19 protein-coding genes are annotated in these 18,098 nt (G+C 54.5%); 5 read left to right on the top strand and 14 right to left on the bottom strand.

All coding sequences use genetic code 11. From position 1 onward, the window contains the following. The first annotated feature begins 45 nt into the window (after nt 1-45). Nucleotides 46-1,302 (top strand): DUF1501 domain-containing protein, encoded by a 1,257-nt coding sequence (locus H7846_RS09260; protein ID WP_255460515.1) that lies wholly within the window; start codon nt 46-48, stop codon nt 1,300-1,302. Between the two features lie 250 nt (nt 1,303-1,552). Here the strand turns inward: H7846_RS09260 and H7846_RS09265 are convergent, their stop codons facing one another. Continuing rightward, nucleotides 1,553-1,969: a DoxX family protein gene (locus H7846_RS09265; protein ID WP_186691635.1), complete on the bottom strand. Its 417-nt coding sequence runs from the start codon at nt 1,967-1,969 to the stop codon at nt 1,553-1,555. A gap of 35 nt (nt 1,970-2,004) precedes the next feature. Further along, the gene (locus H7846_RS09270; protein WP_186691636.1) at nt 2,005-2,907 is read right to left on the bottom strand and encodes an alpha/beta hydrolase; all 903 of its coding nucleotides are present in this window, start codon (nt 2,905-2,907) and stop codon (nt 2,005-2,007) included. Nucleotides 2,908-2,983: 76 nt separating this feature from the next. Between H7846_RS09270 and H7846_RS09275 the strand changes: the two genes are divergently transcribed. Continuing rightward, a complete protein-coding gene (locus tag H7846_RS09275; RefSeq protein ID WP_186691637.1) occupies nt 2,984-3,295 on the top strand; it encodes a Rieske (2Fe-2S) protein in 312 nt (103 codons plus the stop codon). A gap of 49 nt (nt 3,296-3,344) precedes the next feature. Further along, nucleotides 3,345-4,955 (top strand): 2,3-bisphosphoglycerate-independent phosphoglycerate mutase, encoded by a 1,611-nt coding sequence (gene gpmI, locus H7846_RS09280; protein WP_186691639.1) that lies wholly within the window; start codon nt 3,345-3,347, stop codon nt 4,953-4,955. A 69-nt stretch (nt 4,956-5,024) separates the two neighbouring features. Here the strand turns inward: gpmI and H7846_RS09285 are convergent, their stop codons facing one another. Genes H7846_RS09285 through H7846_RS09305 form a run of 5 tightly spaced genes read right to left on the bottom strand, consistent with a single transcriptional unit; the run spans nt 5,025 to nt 9,522 of the window. Continuing rightward, entirely contained in the window at nt 5,025-6,026 is a 1,002-nt protein-coding gene (locus tag H7846_RS09285) for a metallophosphoesterase (protein ID WP_186691641.1), read from the bottom strand. Nucleotides 6,027-6,068: 42 nt separating this feature from the next. After that, entirely contained in the window at nt 6,069-6,668 is a 600-nt protein-coding gene (gene recR / locus H7846_RS09290) for a recombination mediator RecR (protein WP_449240076.1), read from the bottom strand. Then, nucleotides 6,668-6,991 carry a YbaB/EbfC family nucleoid-associated protein gene (locus H7846_RS09295; protein WP_186691643.1) on the bottom strand — a complete coding sequence of 108 codons (324 nt, stop codon included), beginning with the start codon at nt 6,989-6,991 and terminating at the stop codon, nt 6,668-6,670. The genes recR and H7846_RS09295 overlap by 1 nt, the downstream gene beginning before the upstream one ends. Before the next feature lie 19 nt (nt 6,992-7,010). Then, a complete protein-coding gene (gene dnaX / locus H7846_RS09300) occupies nt 7,011-8,972 on the bottom strand; it encodes a DNA polymerase III subunit gamma/tau (RefSeq protein ID WP_186691645.1) in 1,962 nt (653 codons plus the stop codon). Between the two features lie 55 nt (nt 8,973-9,027). After that, nucleotides 9,028-9,522: an SET domain-containing protein gene (locus H7846_RS09305; protein ID WP_370561236.1), complete on the bottom strand. Its 495-nt coding sequence runs from the start codon at nt 9,520-9,522 to the stop codon at nt 9,028-9,030. Between the two features lie 98 nt (nt 9,523-9,620). On the opposite strand from H7846_RS09305, the gene H7846_RS09310 reads away from it, so the two are divergent. After that, nucleotides 9,621-10,403, top strand: coding sequence for a tetratricopeptide repeat protein (locus H7846_RS09310; RefSeq protein WP_186691646.1), 783 nt, complete (start codon nt 9,621-9,623; stop codon nt 10,401-10,403). A 1-nt stretch (nt 10,404) separates the two neighbouring features. Here the strand turns inward: H7846_RS09310 and flgL are convergent, their stop codons facing one another. From flgL to flgM, 4 genes are all read right to left on the bottom strand, one after another. Next, entirely contained in the window at nt 10,405-11,304 is a 900-nt protein-coding gene (gene flgL / locus H7846_RS09315) for a flagellar hook-associated protein FlgL (protein WP_186691647.1), read from the bottom strand. A gap of 82 nt (nt 11,305-11,386) precedes the next feature. Next, nucleotides 11,387-12,793 (bottom strand): flagellar hook-associated protein FlgK, encoded by a 1,407-nt coding sequence (flgK, locus tag H7846_RS09320; protein ID WP_186691648.1) that lies wholly within the window; start codon nt 12,791-12,793, stop codon nt 11,387-11,389. After that, nucleotides 12,781-13,038: a hypothetical protein gene (locus tag H7846_RS09325; RefSeq protein ID WP_186691649.1), complete on the bottom strand. Its 258-nt coding sequence runs from the start codon at nt 13,036-13,038 to the stop codon at nt 12,781-12,783. Before H7846_RS09325 ends, flgK begins: the two co-directional genes overlap by 13 nt. Continuing rightward, complete coding sequence (gene flgM, locus H7846_RS09330; protein ID WP_186691650.1) at nt 13,038-13,340, bottom strand: flagellar biosynthesis anti-sigma factor FlgM; 303 nt, start codon at nt 13,338-13,340, stop codon at nt 13,038-13,040. The genes H7846_RS09325 and flgM overlap by 1 nt, the downstream gene beginning before the upstream one ends. Before the next feature lie 184 nt (nt 13,341-13,524). Between flgM and H7846_RS09335 the strand changes: the two genes are divergently transcribed. After that, the gene (locus H7846_RS09335) at nt 13,525-14,307 is read left to right on the top strand and encodes a hypothetical protein (protein WP_186691651.1); all 783 of its coding nucleotides are present in this window, start codon (nt 13,525-13,527) and stop codon (nt 14,305-14,307) included. 396 nt (nt 14,308-14,703) lie between these two features. On the opposite strand, the gene yihA is transcribed toward H7846_RS09335, so the two are convergent. The 3 genes from yihA to H7846_RS09350 form a co-directional block, all read right to left on the bottom strand. Beyond that, complete coding sequence (gene yihA, locus H7846_RS09340; RefSeq protein ID WP_186691652.1) at nt 14,704-15,315, bottom strand: ribosome biogenesis GTP-binding protein YihA/YsxC; 612 nt, start codon at nt 15,313-15,315, stop codon at nt 14,704-14,706. 67 nt (nt 15,316-15,382) lie between these two features. Continuing rightward, nucleotides 15,383-16,165: a hypothetical protein gene (locus H7846_RS09345; protein WP_186691654.1), complete on the bottom strand. Its 783-nt coding sequence runs from the start codon at nt 16,163-16,165 to the stop codon at nt 15,383-15,385. Nucleotides 16,166-16,281: 116 nt separating this feature from the next. Next, nucleotides 16,282-18,090 carry an MFS transporter gene (locus tag H7846_RS09350; RefSeq protein ID WP_186691656.1) on the bottom strand — a complete coding sequence of 603 codons (1,809 nt, stop codon included), beginning with the start codon at nt 18,088-18,090 and terminating at the stop codon, nt 16,282-16,284. Nucleotides 18,091-18,098 lie beyond the last annotated feature (8 nt).

Raw genomic sequence — 18,098 nt, forward strand, 5'->3', positions numbered from 1 at the left:
AAAGGAGCCCTTGGAGGCTTCCAGACGGCATCTCAGGAGAGAGGCATGGCTCAGTTCTCCATTACACGGCGAGGCTTCATGAAGGGCGGCGCTTTGGCGCTGGTTGGAACCTCAACGATCCCCAGTTTCCTTACTCGTTCTGTCCTGGCCGAAGCGACCACCGCAGCCGCAAACCATAAAAAGCTGGTCGTACTGTTCCAACGCGGAGCCGCCGATGGCCTGAATATCGTCGTGCCCTATCGTGAAAAAAATTACTACGCCATGCGGCCGTCGATTGCCATTCGCGAGAATGAGGTTCTGGATCTGAATGGCTTCTTTGGCCTGCATCCATCGATGGCCTCTCTTAAGCCACTGTATGACCAGGGACACCTCGCTATTGTGCACGCAGCGGGTTCTCCCGATATGACCCGTTCACATTTCGATGCGCAGGATTACATGGAAAGCGGAACGCCGGGGGTAAAGATTACATCCGATGGTTGGCTCAATCGCGCTCTCCAGGCCGAGAGGTCGACCGAAGCCCTCTCACCCTTCCGTGCCGTCGCTCTTGGCGCTCAAGTGCCTCGGACCCTTGAAGGAAAGGTTCCAGCTATAGCCGTCAACAATCTAAGAGATTTCTCCGTCGCCGGACGCGGTCCACAGGCATCGCCCATCAGCAATGCGTTTCAGGCGATGTACGATTCCAGCTCAGATGTGATGTTGCACAGCACTGGGCAGGAGACCTTTGAAGCCGTAAAGATGCTTCGCGCAGCCAATCCTGCGAAGTACACGCCTGCCTCCGGCGTTATTTACCCCAATACCCAATTTGGTAATAGTCTCAAGCAGATAGCACAGCTTTTGAAAGCAAACCTTGGAGTTGAAGCGGCCTTTGCTGACATTGGTGGATGGGATACGCATCAAAACCAGGGAAATAGTCGCGGACAGCTTGCTAACCGTTTGCAGGAGTTCTCCGACAGTATCTCTGGCTTCTGGAAGGACATGGGTGACGAAGCAGAAAATATCACGTTGGTGACCATGTCCGAATTCGGGCGCACAGCCCGGCAGAACGGAACTGGGGGAACGGATCATGGGCACGCCAATGTGATGTTTGTTCTTGGTGGCCAGGTCAAAGGCGGAAAGATCTACGGTAGATGGCCCGGACTATCAAATGAACAGTTGAATGAAGGGCGAGATCTCACTGTTACCACAGATTTTAGGCGTGTTTTAGGAGAGGCCGCATATCGTTCTCTTGGAGCCGGAAATCTCGATGTTGTCTTCCCAGGGGGGGCCGTCTCTCCGTCAGGCTTTCTAGGAATCCTCGGTTAGAAAAGACTTTCTGAATATTCCTTCATAATTCTGTTTTTGGAAAATTGATGAGACGAACCTTCAGAAAAATGAATAATCCACACAACTTTCCGTCACAGCTGGCGTCTTATTGGATGTAACACATAAATTGCTGGAGTTCGCTGTTCCCACAACTTCGGCTTCCTATATCCGCAATACCAGATCCCTCCCAATAATAGGGCCTCCAAAGCATCGGAGGTCCTTCTCGCCTTTCAGGATCAATGCTTTGTGTTTACGAAAATCCCAGCTTACGATCCAGAGCGCAGGCTCCAGAGCCATAAAAGAAGAGCATCAGGGCAATCGCCAGCAGAGCCAGAGCATACTCCGAGCCTGCGTATCCATGATGGCGATCGACCATGATCAAAGCGACCAGCATGTTGATCGTGATCAGAAAAGCTGTAAAGCGGGTAAAAAGCCCTAAAAGGATCAGTATCCCGCCTATAAACTCCGTCAGAGCTGAAACGATTCCCAGCCATGCAGGGAGTCCCAGAGAGGCTACTAGCCTGCTGTGGTGCTCAAGAGCTGCAAAAGTATCGCCGCCATGAGAGGGAACAACCTTGGCGTAGCCATGGTGCACCATCGCGACACCCAGCACGAGCCGGAGAAAGAACGCACCCCAGGGTTGCAGAGAATTGAGTGAACTGATCATTGCGGTTAATCCAGCCTATCGCAGATCTCCGTTGGCTACGGAGCCTTGATGCCTGAGAGTGCCGGAGTAGATATCACCAGATACTGATCCAGAAAACGGCGAATGGCATCGTCGAAAAGCTCCCCCTTATTGGATGGAAGCGCAATCGTAATCTTTGGAGTTGCTGCCGTTTGAAATGCCTTTGGTTCTTCTCGTTCGCCACTGATCAACAACTTGGGCTTGCTGAGATTGGACAAAGGTTCAGCAAGAGGAAAATCCTCATGGAAGAGCATTCCCACAGGCAACAGCCTCCAGCGTGTATCGTGGCGCACGATCTCGCGAAGGTCTGCATGGGGGGAGTCCAGAATTACTCCCGGAATCTCCGGATGGATCTCCGCCAAACGAACCGCCAGAGAAGCCCCTACGCCTACGCCGTATGGAAGGATGGAACTGGCCGCGATTTTATGAATTCCTGTGAGATAGTCCCAGGCCGCTTCGCTGTCTTCTTCCATCAGTTGTTGGCTCGGATGGGCCTGTTTGCTTTGACCATAGCCGCGGTAATCGAAGATAAAAACATTCAGACCAAGATCATGTAGTGCTTTCTGAGTGCCGAAAAAACTGGCTCGGTTTCCATCTCCGCCAGGCAGAAAAAGGATCGTGATCTGTCCGTAGCGACTCCCCGCCGCCGCAGGCAGCCACTCTCCGACCAGCTGCGGTTGTGCAGAGGAGTCAGGGGCGAAACGAATGAGATGATCCTGATCGGTAGTAAGAGGCTTTTCCTGTACGGGATGAAGCACAATCTGCCATTGACCGTGGTAGAACAGCAGGCAAAGTGTTAGGTAAGTGCAGAAAGCCGCGGCAAGAACGACGACAAGAGTGGCCTTCAGCAGCCAGGCACCCTGGACATTCTCCGTACGGGGTTGCGTCTGTCGAGTAGTCTTTGGAGTGCGGCGGGACATCGAAAGGGTCTACTACGACTCTAGCATCTCTCTCAAGTGGAACTCCGAACGATAGCATAGAGAGGGAGGAGTTGAATTGTCGAAGTGGGTGAAGTTGTGCAGTCTCTCTGAGGCTCCCGCTCTCGGGGTCGTTGCAGAGTTGGAGGTTGAAGGGGTAGGAGTTTGTCTGGCAAATATCGACGGGGAGTTTTCGGCGCTCGATAACTGGTGCCCTCATCGTCGCGGCCCATTGGGGCAGGGATGGATCGAACGCGACTGCGTCGTTTGCCCATGGCACTCCTGGACGTTTCATACAAAGACCGGCGAAGCTGAGTTTCCTCCAAACGAACGGGTCGATGTATTTCCTCTCCGGATAGAAGGCGAAGACATCCTGATCGATATCGAATAGCTGCGTCTTTCGTTTTCTCCTACAAAGTCTTGTTATCCTTGCTTCAGCAATGGCTCATCAACCGATCGTCCTTACTATTCTTGACGGCTGGGGTTATCGGCCGGATACGCATGGAAACGCAATTGCGTTGGCTCGCAAACCCAACTACGACCGTCTTCTGGCCAGTTTCCCCAATACGCTCCTTCATGCCAGCGACCACTTTGTCGGCCTTCCCGACGGGCAGATGGGCAATTCCGAAGTAGGCCATCTGAACCTTGGTGCAGGTCGTGTCGTACGGATGGATATCACACGGATCGATGCTGCAATTGCCGATGGAAGTTTCTTCGTCGACCCCACGCTTGTAGCCGCAGTGACTTTGGCTGCGCAGGAGAATCGTGCGCTACATCTGCTTGGGCTCGTATCGGACGGTGGTGTCCATTCGCATCAGCAGCATCTCTATGCTCTTTTACGTCTCGCAGCTCGGCACAGGCTGACGCGTGTCTTCGTCCATGCCTTTATGGACGGGCGCGATACCATGCCGACCAGCGGTCTGGGGTATCTCGAAGCCCTTGAGCAGCAGATTCGTGAGATCGGTGTTGGCCAGATCGCTTCCGTTTCAGGCCGCTACTATGCTATGGATCGCGATCTGCGTTGGGAGAAGGAGCGCCAGGCCTTCGATGCCATGGTTACCGGGCATCCGCAAGGAGGGACATATACAGATCCTCTGGCTCGTGTTCGAGAACTCTACAACAACGAGATCACCGACGAATTTATTCCGCCTTTTACTGTCATCGATCAGCACGGCTCTCCTCTTGGGCTGATTCGTTCCAACGATGTCTGTATCTGTTTTAACTATCGCGCTGATCGCGTCCGTCAAATCACCCGTGTTTTGGCACGCAATATTTCTGGCGGACTCACCGCGAACAACGCACACGATCTGCCTAAGGCGGCAGAACTGGACCTCGAGATTCCGCGCGCAGAAGCCCCCTCCGATATCCATTATGTTGCGATGACGCGGTACGACAAGAACTTTATGGTTCCCGTCGTTGTTCCGCCAGAGTCGATGGATAATCTTCTTGCCAATGTGATGGCCGATGCCAACCTGCGCAATTTGCGTGTGGCTGAGACAGAGAAGTATGCTCACGTCACCTACTTCTTCAACGGAGGAATCGAAAAGCCATTTCCTGGCGAAGATCGCGTTCTGATTCCATCTCAAAAGGTGGCGACCTACGATCTTGCTCCGGAGATGTCTGCTGCCGGAATCGCGGACGCCGTGATCAAGGCGGTCAGCGATACAGCATTCGACGTGATCATTGTTAACTTTGCCAACGCGGATATGGTCGGCCACTCTGGAAAGCTGGAGCCCACAGTACGTGCGGTGGAGACGGTCGATGCTCAGTTGGGACGAATCTATCAGGCCATCAAACAGCATGGCGGGGCTCTTCTGGTAACAGCCGATCACGGAAACGCTGAGCTTCTCATTGACCCTATAACCGGAGGCCCGCATACGGCCCATACCACCAATCCGGTACCGTTCATTCTCGTGACGGATGAGCGTGATACGAGTCACCACTCGATCCTTCGTCCTGGAGGAAGTCTGCGCGATATCTCGCCGACAGTCCTTAAGCTGCTCGGTGTGCACAAGCCCCAGGAGATGACCGGCGAAGGATTGCAAGGATAAAAACGCCATTCTGAGGATGGAGTCTTCAGATGCAGGATGAAGACTCCTTTATTTCTATCTCTTTTGTGTTTAGCCCAAAATACTGACCGCGCCCTGTGGTGTTTTGGTAAATCCGTGGATCGTTCGTCCTGTCTCATCGAAGTGCAATAACGTCAGTTTGTCAGGCGCGATCTGAAGATGACTGAAGCCATACACCTTGGCGGCATAAGGGCCGCGCTGGGCTTCGTCGATCTTCAAGGTATAAAGGTCAGCTCCGCCGCCGCCAGACAGGACAAACGAGGTTGGATGACCGTCAAACTCCAGATGCTGCATGTCGTGGTCATGTCCTGCTAGATAAAGATGGACTTTGTGTTCGCGGAGCAACGGCTCCCAGTCGGCAATCAGGACAGGATGATCTCCATGCGGTCCATTGGAGTAGACAGGGTGATGCGCCATCACAATGAGGTAAGGAGCGGTGCGCGGCTTTTCCAGCTCTGCCTTAAGCCAGCGAAGCTGTTCGGCCTGTTCTTCGGGAGTCAGCGTAAAATTCTTGCCTTTGACGGAGTGCGGCATATTACTGTCGAGTGCGATCACTTTTACCAGTGGCTTCACGGCAGGGAACTCGAAGCTATACCAGCGAGAAGGCATCGTCCAACGGGTCCCGCCTTTCTTCGCATAGGCAAGCTCGGCATCTACCTTGCTCTCGGGCATGCGCTGATAGTCGTGGTTGCCAAGAACAGCATATGCCGTACAGTCGAACGCCGAGCGCGGATACATCTCCTCAAACTGTGTCTTCCAGCGTGGCGAATCTACTCCCCCGACAAGATCCCCATACCAGTTATCACCGAGCATCAACAAAGCATCGGGCTTCAACCGTTGTTGGTGAACGTAATTCTGCATCGCATCCGCCACCCGCTTCTGAGCAGTGAAGTTCTCGTATCCCCAGTCGCCCACCATGAGCCATTGCAGCCCTTTCGCATTCTTCTCCTGCAGTTTGGCAAGTGCAGGCAGGGAACCAAGGCCAAGACCAGCTACTGCGCTGAAGGCAAAGCTCTGACGAAGAAATCCACGACGGCTAAGATGTTCGCTCATAGAGCGCTTTATAACATGCTCGGATGAACTTTTGTTGAATCTCTAGAGCTCACGCCGGCCTTCAAGTGCGCGCGACATCGTGATCTCGTCGGCGTACTCGATATCGCTCCCTGCGGGAACCCCCGTTGCAATCCGCGTGGTCTTTACATGAGGGGCTACGTGGCGAATCTCATCGGCAAGATAGCGTGCCGTTGCCTCACCTTCGGTTGTCGGTGAAGTTGCAAGAATTACCTCCTCGACCTCCGGTAGTCGCGTCATTAGATTGGCAATCCGTAGCTGCTCCGGCCCGACTCCTCCAATGGGGGAGAGTGTTCCATGCAGCACGTGATAGACACCGGCAAAGCTACGGGTCTTTTCAATCGTGGCAATATTGGTTGGCTCTTCGACCACGCAAATCAGGCGATGGTCACGAACTGCATTACTGCAATAGCTGCACGGATCGATGTCGGTGATGTTGTTACATACCGAGCATAGTCGAAGGCTTGCCTTCACCTCGCGAATCGCGCCGACGAGCTTCTCCGCATCTTCCGCAGAAGAGCGCAGCACATGAAACGCCAACCGTTGTGCGCTTTTTGTCCCGATACCAGGCAGCTTGCGCAGCTCATCGATAAGACGCGTCATCGGCTCTGCGAATCGTGCCACTAGCTCAACCCCGGCAGGTTAAGGCCACCCATCATGCCGGCAACGCTGGTTTTGATTGTCTCGTCAGCGCGTCGGCCTGCCTCGTTGATTGCAGCCACAATCAGGTCTTCCAGCAGCTCCAAATCGCTTCCTTCACTGCCAACCGCAGTGGGTTCGATCTTCAGCCGCAAAACCTCTTTCTTTCCGTTCATCCGAACCGTAACCATGCCGCCTCCAGTAGAGGCTTCCACGATCGTTTCGGTTAGCTTGCGCTCCATCTGCTCCTGCATTTGGCGCGCCTGCCCCATCATCTCTTTCATTTTTGCGAGATCAGAAAAATCCATACTCAAATCCTTCGAAAAGCTAATCGTTGTCGCGCAGGTCGATCACATTACGAATTTCAGCATTGAACAAACGCTGCGCCTGTTGCACCACAGGATGCTCCATTGCCTTGGCCTGGACGCTTCCACTCTTTACAGGTTTTGGCTTTTTAGCGGCTGAGGTATTTGCTGTTCCGGGTAGCAGAACCAGCTTAAGATGGCCCGCGCCCGCGCCTCGCAAGGCTGCCCGGACGATGCGGTCGGCGTCGGTGTTGATCACCATCGGCAGCATCGTCTTCGAAAGCTCAGTCTGTACACGAAGCTCGTCGCCGGCAATCATCCATTCCGCGTCGCCAAGCGCATCCGCCGCGGAACCCTGGCTCTTGGCTCCAGAGAGCGCCTCAATCGAACATCTCTGCAAATCCTCCGCAGAACCGGAAGATTGAGTTTGCGAATTTACCTTTGCCGATGGTGCGCCCTCTGGTTCCAGCGCTGCTGCGGGAGAGGGCTTCTTGGAGAGAAGATCCGCTGCGACTTCAACTGCCGTAATTTCCGCGATGGGATCGGCCTCCATAATGGAAACCGCAGGCGCGGGAGCAGGTGGCAGATGAGGCTGTAGCAGAGTCTCCGTTGGAGCGATCGCCCGAGGAGGCGTGGAGATTGGCTCGCTGGTAGTCTTTTTGCTATTGTCCGCCGCAAATGGCGAAAACGCTGGCTTCGAAGGGGCCGTAGCTACCGGTGTGGAGACTGGCTGCGGCGTCGGTCTTGTAGCAGGTGGAGTTGGTTGACGAAGTCGCTCTGCGCCTCCTCCCGAGCCCGGGCCTCCCGATGTTGGAAATTTGCTTAGCAACTCCTCAACCGGCAGCAAGCGTTGTAGATGGACCAGCTTCATCAGTCCCAGCTCGAAGTGGAATCTTTGCTCCTGCCGGTATCCCAATTCGTCGAACGTGCGCAGCATCACCTGCAAAAAACGTGTCAGTTCCTCTTCTGAGAAGAGCGCTGCCGACCGCGCCGCGCGCCGCTGCTCATCGGAAGAGATCTGCAATAGCTCAGTCGAGCCATTGTCCGGTTCAAGCCCGGCAATTTTTGCAATCAGGCAATTCCGCAGGTAGCGCACAAATTGCCGAGCCAACTGCGCTGGGCTGTTGCCGGCGTCCAGCAGTTCATTGGCGACGGTAATGACCTCGGCGCTGCGATTACCGTTTACCCCCTCCAGAACGCGTTCAAACACCGCGTTCGGCACTGTCCCCATCAGATCGCGAATCTGCAGAACATCCAGCCTCGGCCGTCCATCTTCAAGCGGAGCGCTGGCAATCGCCTGGTCCATGATCGAAAGCGCATCGCGCATGGAACCATCGCCTGCTTCAGCCAGCAGAGCTAAAGCCGCTTCATCGGCTACTACACCTTCTTTTTCTGCAATGCCGCGAAGCTGTGCCAGAATATCGACCAGTTTTACCGCATGAAAGCTGAAGTGCTGACACCTCGAACGAACTGTCTGAGGAATGTCCTCCGGCTGCGTAGTAGCCATCATGAAGACGATGTGATCCGGTGGCTCCTCCAAAGTCTTCAATAGGGCATTGAAGGCGGCATCCGTAATCTGGTGCGCCTCGTCGAGGATGTAGATTTTGTAGCGGTCGCGTGCCGGGCGATACCTTGCCGCGTCCCGCAGTTCGCGAATCTCATCGATACCGCGGTTCGTGGCCGCGTCGATCTCAATTACATCTACCGCATTTCCTGCGCGGATCTCCACGCAGGACTCGCATACCTCACACGGTTCTGCCGTAGGACGTTCCGGGCTGCCGATCGCATTCCGGCAATTCAGGGCCATCGCCAGAATGCGGGCAATAGTGGTCTTTCCGATTCCTCGGTGTCCGCTGAAGATATACCCGTGCGCAATCCGGCCCTGGGTGAGGGCGTTCATCAGTGTCACGGTTACGTGGTCCTGCCCCGCGACATCGGCAAAACGCTGCGGACGGTACTTTCTCGCTAAAACCTGATAGGCCATAATTCAGAGGCGACACAAAGCCGCATCTCGTTATTGTAGCGTTCCATTCTCCGGCTTAGGAGCGAGCCGCTCCAGCCTTCCGCCGAGCCTTTCTGGTGCGCCGTTTCACCTCATCCTCGCTGAACATCGTTCCACGGCACTTTCCTGCCCCACAATAGCAGTCGGCATCATCATCGTCGCTGTCGTGCAGGTTGTACTCGTAGGTCAGCTCTTCGCCGGGTTCGATATTGCGGGTGGCGACAATCCAGATTTCATCGCCAATCTGCTCGGTCTCGCAGTTCGGATCGCACGAATGATTGACAAACATCGCCGTCCCGAAACCATCGATCACATCCCCATTGCCCGTGCTGAACAAATAGGTGATGAATCGGTCTTTATACCTCTCATCGGCTTCGTCTTTCGTAAAACGAGGGCCGTCATATTGAACAACACGGGTTCCTTTGCGGATTCGTCGCGCCGTATAGCAGCCGGCGGCATGGATGGACGAAGAGCGAATCATCAAACCGGGGATCATCGAAAACTCATTGAAAAATGGATAGGATCGGGCCAAAAAGTATTCTCTTTGCCCGCTTGTGCTGACTATAACAAACTCTCGCCCTTCAGCGTCAAAGTCACTAAGGATAAGTCGTATTGGGTAGCATAAAGAGGATGAGCCGTACTTCCAACTCTCTTTCGCTCATGGCCATCCTGATGATGGCTGGGCTGGCGTACGCGCAAACAAGCACCCCTCCACCCTGTCAGCCGGATGCGTCCACAGCAAAGCAGGGAAGCAGTAAGTCATCTGATAAGAGCGGCCATACGAAAGATCAGAGCTCCCCCTGTACTCCTGACTCTGACAAGGAGCCATCTGTTGGAGAGCGCTTCCCGTTCCCTGGCGAATCTACCCCGCAGAAACCTACGACGCAGCCCAACTCACCCGACGCTCCCGCACCAAGCGGCAAACAGCCCTCCGCCGCTGACAAATTCCCTTTTCCCAGTTCGGCTCCGCCTATGCCCGGCTCAGAGCCCAACAGCAGTTCCAGTTCATCGAGCAGTTCATCTTCCAGTGCCGACGATCCCAACGCTCCTTCACCCGATGCAGACAAGCCTCCTTTGGACGACAAAGGAGACAATCCGAAGGCTGCTGTGCGCCGACGTCTGCCGAAGGTGGAAAAACTCCAGAGCGACGAAGAACGCGCCGCAGAGGACCTGAAGGTTTCTAAATTTTACGAAAACGCAGGCAATCTGAACGCCGCTTATCTTCGCGCGCAAGATGCGGTGAAGTATCAACCTGACGATCCTTACACCCATTTTGCATTGGCGCATGTCGCGGAAAAGCTCAACAAACGTGATCAGGCTATCGCGGAGTACAACGAGTATCTAAAACTTGACCCCGACGGTTTGAAGATCAAACAGGCTCGCAAGGCGCTCGAGCAATTACAGCCCAAGTAATCTACTTCAGATAATCAAACAGATTGGTCTGTTGCAGGACGGTCACCACGCTCAGGAGTGCCTGATACTGTGTCTGATTCGCCTTTAGATCCGTCGCGATCTTCGCCGGATCGGATGCAACCAGCGCACTCTGCTGTACCTTGATCTGCGCCTCCTGAGTCTGTGCATAGGTACTCGTCGACTGGACTGTGTTCAGCGAGTTATTCAAAAAGCTCCGTTGGGTCGAAACATTGGCGAGTGCATCCGTCAAAGCAGAACTGTCCGCTGAAATGTTTGCTGTTGGAGCGCCGCTTGTCAGGTCTGCGATCAGCTGATTCATCACTGCCAGAATCCCTGTGCTCCCCGATCCGAAGACTGTTGTTCCCGGCAGGCTAATTTGAATCTGTTGCCCCCCGGGCGTAACGATCGTCTGTACCTTGCCATCGCCAGAGTAGTTCACTGCCGCGGGAGTCGTTGTCGCGTCCATACTAAAGGGCGTTGTCTTTCCCTGGCTTCCAGCGAAGAGGTAGGTTCCCTGATAGCTGCTGTTCGCCAACGAGAGAACATTATCGCGAATCGAGGTGACCTGCTGTGCGATCGCCTGAAGATTCGAACCGTTCAGTGTCCCATTCGCAGCTCCAATCGCCAGTGTGATCGCCGAAGTTACCTTTGAGACTACCTCGCCCAGTGCTGAATCCATCGCCTGCATTCGTGACGCGACACCCGATGCCGTCTGAACATAGGTATCGATCCGGCTGATGTGACTGCCGAGTTGCAAGCTCTGCGTGACCGCTGTCGGATCATCGGCCAGCGATCCGACGCGCAGTCCGCTGGAAAGTTGTGCCGCAAGATTGTTCGAGTTGCCCATGGCTGTATTCAGTGCCTGCACAACTGTGTTGTAGTACGTCGGATCTGCTCTCATAGCGGTTGCCCCAGTTCCTTCTTTGATCTTGATTCGGGTTTTTGTTTAAGAGCACGGCTGAAGCCGTGCCGCAAAACCCTGCCTATGAGAACGCCGTCGTCACCCCAAGATTCAGCGCGCTGGTCATCAACTGGTCTGTAATTGAAAAGACCTTGGCAGCCGCCTGGTAAGCCCGCTGATACTTCGTCAGGTTGGCCGCTTCCTCATCCAGCGATACTCCCGACAAGGCATTGCGCTGGCTGGTCAGCTGAGAGAGCATCGCCTGTTGCGCCGTGTTACTGGTGGCTGCTGCCGAAGCCGCATTTCCAATCTGTCCTAACAGATCAGCTAGAAATCCCGAAGGACTCTCTCCTGAAAAGCTCGCTCCCGTGGCCAGTCCGGCCAGCAGCAGAGCGTTTCCGCTCCCCGTGACTCCTTCGCTAACAGCGGCTGCGGCGATTGCCTTGGGATCGTTTGTTGCCATCGCCAGAAGGCCTGCGGCTCCGTTCGCTCCGGAGAGAACCTGGAAGATCGCTTGGCCGGGATTGCCATCGGCATCCAGCCCTTGCGTATTGATCTGATTCACCTGTGCGCCGATCTGATAGGCCAGCGTATCGAGAGCACTCTGGTACTGCGGAATCAGTTGGTCTCGGGCCTGTAATACTCCTCCCAGCGCTCCTCCTGTCAGGCTGGTCGTCACATCCGCTGAGGGAACGCCGGCCATCACATGCGTGGTTCCGGATACCAGCGTCGTGCTCATCTTATAGGCTTGGCCGCCACTGACCAGCACCGCGCCATTTGTAGTGGTCAGGGTGATCTGATTGTTCTCGTTCTTGATCTGATTCAGGCCAACGTACTGCGAGAGCTGGGCAATTGCCTGCTGCCGCTGATCTTCAAGAGCCCCGGCATCACCGTTCGGACTCATGGTTGTAATCTTCTGATTCAGAGAGGCGATAGTGGTCAGCAGGCCATTGATACTGTTCACATTCCCCGAGACCTGCTGGTCCAGGCTCGAAGAGACACCCGCCATCTGGCTTGCCGCTGAATTGAAGGCGCTCACCAGGTTCGTAGCCGCCGATAGTACTTTCTGGCGGGTCGGTATGTCCGCGGGGTTCGCCGTCAGCGACGAGACGGCGTTGAAAAACGAGTCCAGCGCCGAACCCAGCTGAGTTGAGCTGGCCGAGGTTGTGGTCGAGCTCAACCCAAAGATGTTCTGCACTTGGTTGAGTGCATTCTGTAAGGCCTGGCTTTGGGCCTGCACCTGGGTCTGTTGTTGTACGCGCTGCTCCAGTATCCGGTCGCGTTGCGAGACTGCCTGTCCTGCGCTGACTCCGCCGCCGACATTACGATTCCCAATCGTAACGCTATCATTTTGTTGCAGGTTGACGACTTGCCGCGTGTAGCCAGGCGTGTTCTGGTTGGCGACGTTGTTTGAGATGACGTTCAGCGCCGCCTGGTTTGCCATCAATGCTTGTTGCGCCAGTCCCATCAACGATGTCAGAGTTCCCATCTCTCTTGTTCCTTTCCTGAACGCAGTCGTTCCAGCGCATCAAGGTTTGTGCGCGTCTCTTCCAGGGTGTATTTCAGCACCGCCCGCTTCTCCAGAAGGGAGAAGGTAGGATGAATCTCAGCTCCTGAGGCCACAAGTTGAAGCGTCCGCTCTTCGAGCAAAATAAGTCGCTCAAGATCGAGGCTGGTAAGTGCTTCGATGGTTTCTTCTAGAACACCTGCGATTGCCTCTTCTGCGGTTGCCATTACGAACCCAGCAGCGATTGAATGATCTTGTCGGCGACATCCCCAGAGGAGACCTTATAGCTTCCATCGGCAATCGCCTTCTGCAGAGCTTCTACTTTTGAGCCCCGTACATCCGATCCCTCCACTCCATTTGCCAGCAGCTCGCTGGCAGGGCTCAGTTGAGCCTTATCCGTGTGGGGCGAAGCTATCTTCTGCGACTCTGCTGCTTTGGCCGGATTGCCCTTCTGGACCTCTGTGGTGGATGCGGGAGCGATCGGATTCTGAATCTGTTTCCAATCGCCAATTCCATTGGTGTAGCTCATCTTGTTCTCCTGACTCATGGGATTCATCGGCGGCTTTGCGCCAAAACTTTAGTACCTATTTCTTCTCAAAAGGAAGAATTCGTGCTCGGATTATCCGCCTTGGAGTGTCATTTCGAGCGAAGCTGCGGAGCGGCGAAGTCGAGAAATCCCCGCATTTTCAGTAGGCATCTGGGATGCCCCATACATGCGAAGCATGTGTGGGGTTGCAGGATGTCACATCGAAAGACACCTCAGCCCCATCCTGCGGTACGATCTTCTTCGAGTGACCGATCCCGTTCAGCCCCGTATCCTCCACATCTACACAGCCCTTGCCCAGATCCGTTCCGACTGGGGAGGCTCTTTCATTCTCTCCCTCGGACTCGACTCCTGGGGGGCTGCACTCTCCATTGCGGCCGATATCGCGGGAGCCGTCTCTCTCTCAGTCGACAACAACCCTAATCATCTTCGGGAGATTGTTCGCAGTGGAGCAGCCGACTTCGTCGTCACCACTCTGGACGAGGCCATCCGTGCCATGAAGAACGAGGTGCGTAAACAAGCTCCGCTCTCTGTCGCCCTCAATGCCGATCCGTTTGCTGTACTCGAGGAAAGCGTCGCCCGCGGCCTTGCTCCTCAGCTTTTTTCTTCGTCGCTTCCTGAAGATCCCAGAATCATGCAAAGCGCACAGCACTTTCAGGCTCTCGGGGCCAAACTGCTCCACTTTCGCGAGGATCAATCTGCGCCTTCAGGATTTCTCCACAGCGAAACCATCCTTGACCCCTTTCTGCGTCAGAATGACTGGCAATCCCACACCTTTCGTTTTGATACTCCGTTGGCCTTGCGAGAGTTCGACACCAGGGCGCTCTCGCTTCTTCCGGAAGAGGATGCACTGCGCTATCGCTGGCTGACCTCCGTTCCGCGCTTCCTTCAGCGACAGCGACCACCGCAACGAACCCTCTGGCTAACGGAACAAGAAGCGAAGGCACTATAAGACCTTTCACAGAAGTGTCATTTCGACCGAAGCTGACGCTATCAAGCATCAGCGGAGTGGAGAGATCTCCGAATTTGGGTTTTGCATCACGGTAGCCCTTCCATCGTTGTCATTCTGAGAATTGAGACATTAGGCGAAGGACGAAGAAGCCCTGTATTTGCTTTCCGAACACTTCCAATCTCTGTCAAGCCCCGAAAGAACATAAGCCTATGAAAAACAAATAGATACCAATTGCAGATATTCCCCTGCCTATCGCTTAAAATAGAAAACAGAGAGAGATTTGTATGAGTTCTACGACAAAGCTCCATATGGGCTTGCGAAGCTCTTTGTAAACGTTGAAGTACGAGACTAAGCCACGTATTTGGAATACTTTGTGCAAATATGGCGGGGGAGGGGTTACTCGAGAACTCCCTGGATCGATTGCCACAGAGCTGGGATTCCATTGCTCGTCTTCGACGAAACCGGAAGGATATCTTCGATCCCATGCTCCCGCTTTAGAGCCGCGATGTTTTTTCCGAGCACATTATTCGAAAGCCTGTCAGCCTTCGTTCCCACCACCAGGAACGGCCTCTGAATCTGTTTCAGGTAGGTGATCAGTTGGTGATCGCTCTCCTGAGGGGGGATATTGGTGTCCACCAGGCAGATGCAGAGCGCCAGGGTCTCCCGCTCCGCCAGATAAGGCTCAATAAACTGCGGCCACTCCGCCGAGATGGATTTTGAGATCTTTGCATAGCCGTAGCCGGGAAGGTCAGCAAAGATCAGGGCCGGTGCGGCCTTCTGGCGTCCTCCGTGGACCTCATGCAGAGCGAAAAAGTTGATCGCCCGCGTTCTGCCGGGGGTCGAAGAGACACGCGCCTCTTTGGATCCGAGCAGCGCATTTATCAAGGACGATTTGCCTACATTCGAGCGTCCCAGGAAGGCGACCTCAGGAGCGCCATACGTCTTCGCCTCGGTAGGGAAGTGAGAGGCATCGGTCGCAGAGAGCAGAAAGACAGGATTCAGGCGCATGAATTCAGTTTACGGGACAAGAAAAGAGGCGTCCGCGACGGGACGCCTCTTTGGAGAAGTAGAGAAGTTACTTCGTTACGGTAATGGGAGTCTGGAGCGTAAAGGAGACGACAGACTCAGCAGGGATTACGATGTCCTTGTTGCCGGTCAGGCCTGCGCCTGCCGTACCCGCGCCACCACCAGCCAACGCTCCGATGGCCGCGCCCTTGCCGCCACCCGCAAGCCCACCAATCAAGGCACCCAGGCCGGCTCCGCCGCCAATCATACCGGCTGTCCGTTTACCCTTGCCTTTTTCTTGGCGAAGGTACGCGCTGGTCGTTACAGAGTGGCCGCCGATTGAGGTGAGCTGAATGGCCAGGTCGCCCTCACCCTTGAAGCGTCCACGCCCCTTCGCGGCAACCACGGTCCCTTCTACCTGGGTTCCACGGGGGAAGACCACCGTGCCGCCGGAGGTGGACAGGGCCGAAGACAATTCTCCACTAAAGGCATCTCCAACATTGGCAGTCTTTGCGCTCAGAGTCTGAGACAAAACAGCGGAGACTCTGGCTCCACTGGGGACTGTCAGCTTGACAGGTTCAGGAACTGGAGCCGGTGCCGGAGCTGCTGCAGGAGCAGGTCTACGCGCCGGAGCTGCTGCAACTGGAGCTGGAGCCGGTGCAGGCGCTGTAGCAGGAGCGGCTGCTGGAGGCGTAGCCGCCGCTGATTGGTCCGCTGGAGGTGGAGCAGCGGGTGCTGCCTGCGAAGTCGCTTCATTCGCTGGGGCTGCCGGGGTGGAACTTTTGCAGCCACCGAGAATCAGGACAGTCGTCAGCGCGAAAGTTGTTGCCAGGTTTCGTTGTACGTTATGCATGAGTCATTCTCCCCTGGTGCAGTTCAGATTTGGTGAGCAACTATACTCCCGATAGAGTATAGATCGTGCGTTGAAGGTTGTATGTACTTGTTTACAAGTAGTTTTCAGCTTCCTGGTTAAGCTCGTTCACCTTCGAAGTAACGTTCAATCTCTTCCAGAGTCTTTCCTTTTGTCTCCGGCAAGAAGAAGGTGACGACCGTAAAGTAAATCACTGTAAAACCGGCGAAGAGGAAAAACATCGACGAATATCCATACTTGCTGACCATTGGAAGAAAGATACCCGCCAGTGTTGTCGAAACCATCTGGTTGATGACAAGCGCGATACTCATTCCATTCGAGCGGATGCGTGTCGGCATCAACTCCGAAAGTGCTAGCCAGACACCAACCCCTGGGCCGATCGCGAAGAAGGACATAAAGACATATAGCCCGATCGCAACCATCCAACCGTGACCTGAACTCGGAACTCCACCTACAAGCGCACGCTCAATTTTGAGTGGGGCCGTGCGTGCCGCATCCAGATTCCCGAAAGGATTTTTAAAGAAAGCTTCAACTTTGTTGGAAGGAACTGCACTTTCCCGGGAGATCTGAATGGGAGCGGCACTCGGATCATCGGATCGAACAAAACTGGTTTCTGCCGTATAGTCACCATAAGAATAGATGACGGCTAAAGAAGCACGTTTGCTATCGATGGCGTTATCCGAAGCCTCACTTGTTTCAAGCAGGTGTTTTGCCTCTTGTGGGGTAAAAGAGAGATGGAGAGTTTGATCTGGTGCCACCATCGCTTGTACGACACCGCGGCAATCCCGGTTCAGTTTTTCGGTGCTCCGAAAGAGCAGGCCAATACCGATCAGGGAAACGATAATTCCTGAGGTTCCGACAATAAACAGGAATTTTCGACCTTTGCGGTCGATCAGAGTCATGCCCACGATCGTCATCAAAAAGTTGACGATCGTGAAGATAACATAGCCCCAGTGAGCGTGCAGGTCAGACAATCCGCTCTGCAGCAGGATGGCGGTGTTGTAGCCGATGATGGAGTTCACGCCAGTCGCTGTGTTGCAGAACAGAATGATGCATGCCAGCAGAAAAGGAATAACGTATTTTCTGCGTAGAAGCGAATCCTTGAAAGTTTCCCCTGAACCGGTTGCTTTTGAAGCAGCAGCGATCCGTTCCATTTCCTCTAATTCGATCCCTGCCTGATGAGATTCGCGGGAGCGCTGTAAGGAAGTAAGAGCCTTCTCGCGACGGCCCCGCAGTAAGAGCCAGCGAGGGGATTCGGCGACAAACAGGCTGCCGATGACAAAAAGGATTCCTGGAGGAAGCGAGACCCAGAAGATATGGCGCCATGCCTGATCTTTGAATGCAAAGATCGTAGCAGCGTCTGAAACTTTGCTGATGGCTTCAACCCGATAGCTGTAATAGATCCCGATAAGAGCCGCCGAGACGATGCCAAGCGTCAATAACCATTGAAAGACAGCTGTACCTTTTCCGCGATTCGAAGCAGGTAAACATTCGGCTAGATACAGCGGAACCACCACACCGATGAAGCCTCCACTGATCCCCTGTAATAGCCGGCCAAAAAAGAGCGGGCCATAACCATTGGATAAGGCAATGATCGGGATACTTACGACGAAGGCCAATCCACTGATCATCATGAGAGGCTTTCGCCCCATCCAGTCGGCAAGCAATCCGGCAAATAAGGTCGAAAAGACGCTGCCCAGAAGCACTGCCGCTACGATGACGGAAAGTTGCCCAGCATTGAGATGCGAGGTGGCTTCGAGATAAGGGAGTGCTCCGCCAATAATTCCGATATCTACGCCGTAGAGCAGGCCGCCAAGTCCTGCAACGAGGAGAAGAAAGCGGTTATAGCTGGATTTCGTATCGGCAGAGCCTGCCGCAGAGGTGGAGCTCGGTGCTTGATAGGTCATAGAAGTCT

The organism is Edaphobacter sp. 4G125 (assembly GCF_014274685.1).
GTDB lineage: Bacteria > Acidobacteriota > Terriglobia > Terriglobales > Acidobacteriaceae > Edaphobacter.

What these genes read in the sequence shown, in the direction of transcription:
- H7846_RS09260 (WP_255460515.1), top strand. Translation starts at nt 46, where the DNA reads ATGGCTCAGTTCTCCATTACACGGCGAGGCTTCATGAAGGGCGGCGCT.
- H7846_RS09265 (WP_186691635.1), bottom strand. Translation starts at nt 1,969, where the DNA reads ATGATCAGTTCACTCAATTCTCTGCAACCCTGGGGTGCGTTCTTTCTC.
- H7846_RS09270 (WP_186691636.1), bottom strand. Translation starts at nt 2,907, where the DNA reads ATGTCCCGCCGCACTCCAAAGACTACTCGACAGACGCAACCCCGTACG.
- gpmI (WP_186691639.1), top strand. Translation starts at nt 3,345, where the DNA reads ATGGCTCATCAACCGATCGTCCTTACTATTCTTGACGGCTGGGGTTAT.
- H7846_RS09285 (WP_186691641.1), bottom strand. Translation starts at nt 6,026, where the DNA reads ATGAGCGAACATCTTAGCCGTCGTGGATTTCTTCGTCAGAGCTTTGCC.
- H7846_RS09295 (WP_186691643.1), bottom strand. Translation starts at nt 6,991, where the DNA reads ATGGATTTTTCTGATCTCGCAAAAATGAAAGAGATGATGGGGCAGGCG.
- dnaX (WP_186691645.1), bottom strand. Translation starts at nt 8,972, where the DNA reads ATGGCCTATCAGGTTTTAGCGAGAAAGTACCGTCCGCAGCGTTTTGCC.
- H7846_RS09310 (WP_186691646.1), top strand. Translation starts at nt 9,621, where the DNA reads ATGAGCCGTACTTCCAACTCTCTTTCGCTCATGGCCATCCTGATGATG.
- flgL (WP_186691647.1), bottom strand. Translation starts at nt 11,304, where the DNA reads ATGAGAGCAGATCCGACGTACTACAACACAGTTGTGCAGGCACTGAAT.
- flgK (WP_186691648.1), bottom strand. Translation starts at nt 12,793, where the DNA reads ATGGGAACTCTGACATCGTTGATGGGACTGGCGCAACAAGCATTGATG.
- H7846_RS09325 (WP_186691649.1), bottom strand. Translation starts at nt 13,038, where the DNA reads ATGGCAACCGCAGAAGAGGCAATCGCAGGTGTTCTAGAAGAAACCATC.
- flgM (WP_186691650.1), bottom strand. Translation starts at nt 13,340, where the DNA reads ATGAGCTACACCAATGGAATTGGCGATTGGAAACAGATTCAGAATCCG.
- H7846_RS09335 (WP_186691651.1), top strand. Translation starts at nt 13,525, where the DNA reads ATGCGAAGCATGTGTGGGGTTGCAGGATGTCACATCGAAAGACACCTC.
- yihA (WP_186691652.1), bottom strand. Translation starts at nt 15,315, where the DNA reads ATGCGCCTGAATCCTGTCTTTCTGCTCTCTGCGACCGATGCCTCTCAC.
- H7846_RS09345 (WP_186691654.1), bottom strand. Translation starts at nt 16,165, where the DNA reads ATGCATAACGTACAACGAAACCTGGCAACAACTTTCGCGCTGACGACT.
- H7846_RS09350 (WP_186691656.1), bottom strand. Translation starts at nt 18,090, where the DNA reads ATGACCTATCAAGCACCGAGCTCCACCTCTGCGGCAGGCTCTGCCGAT.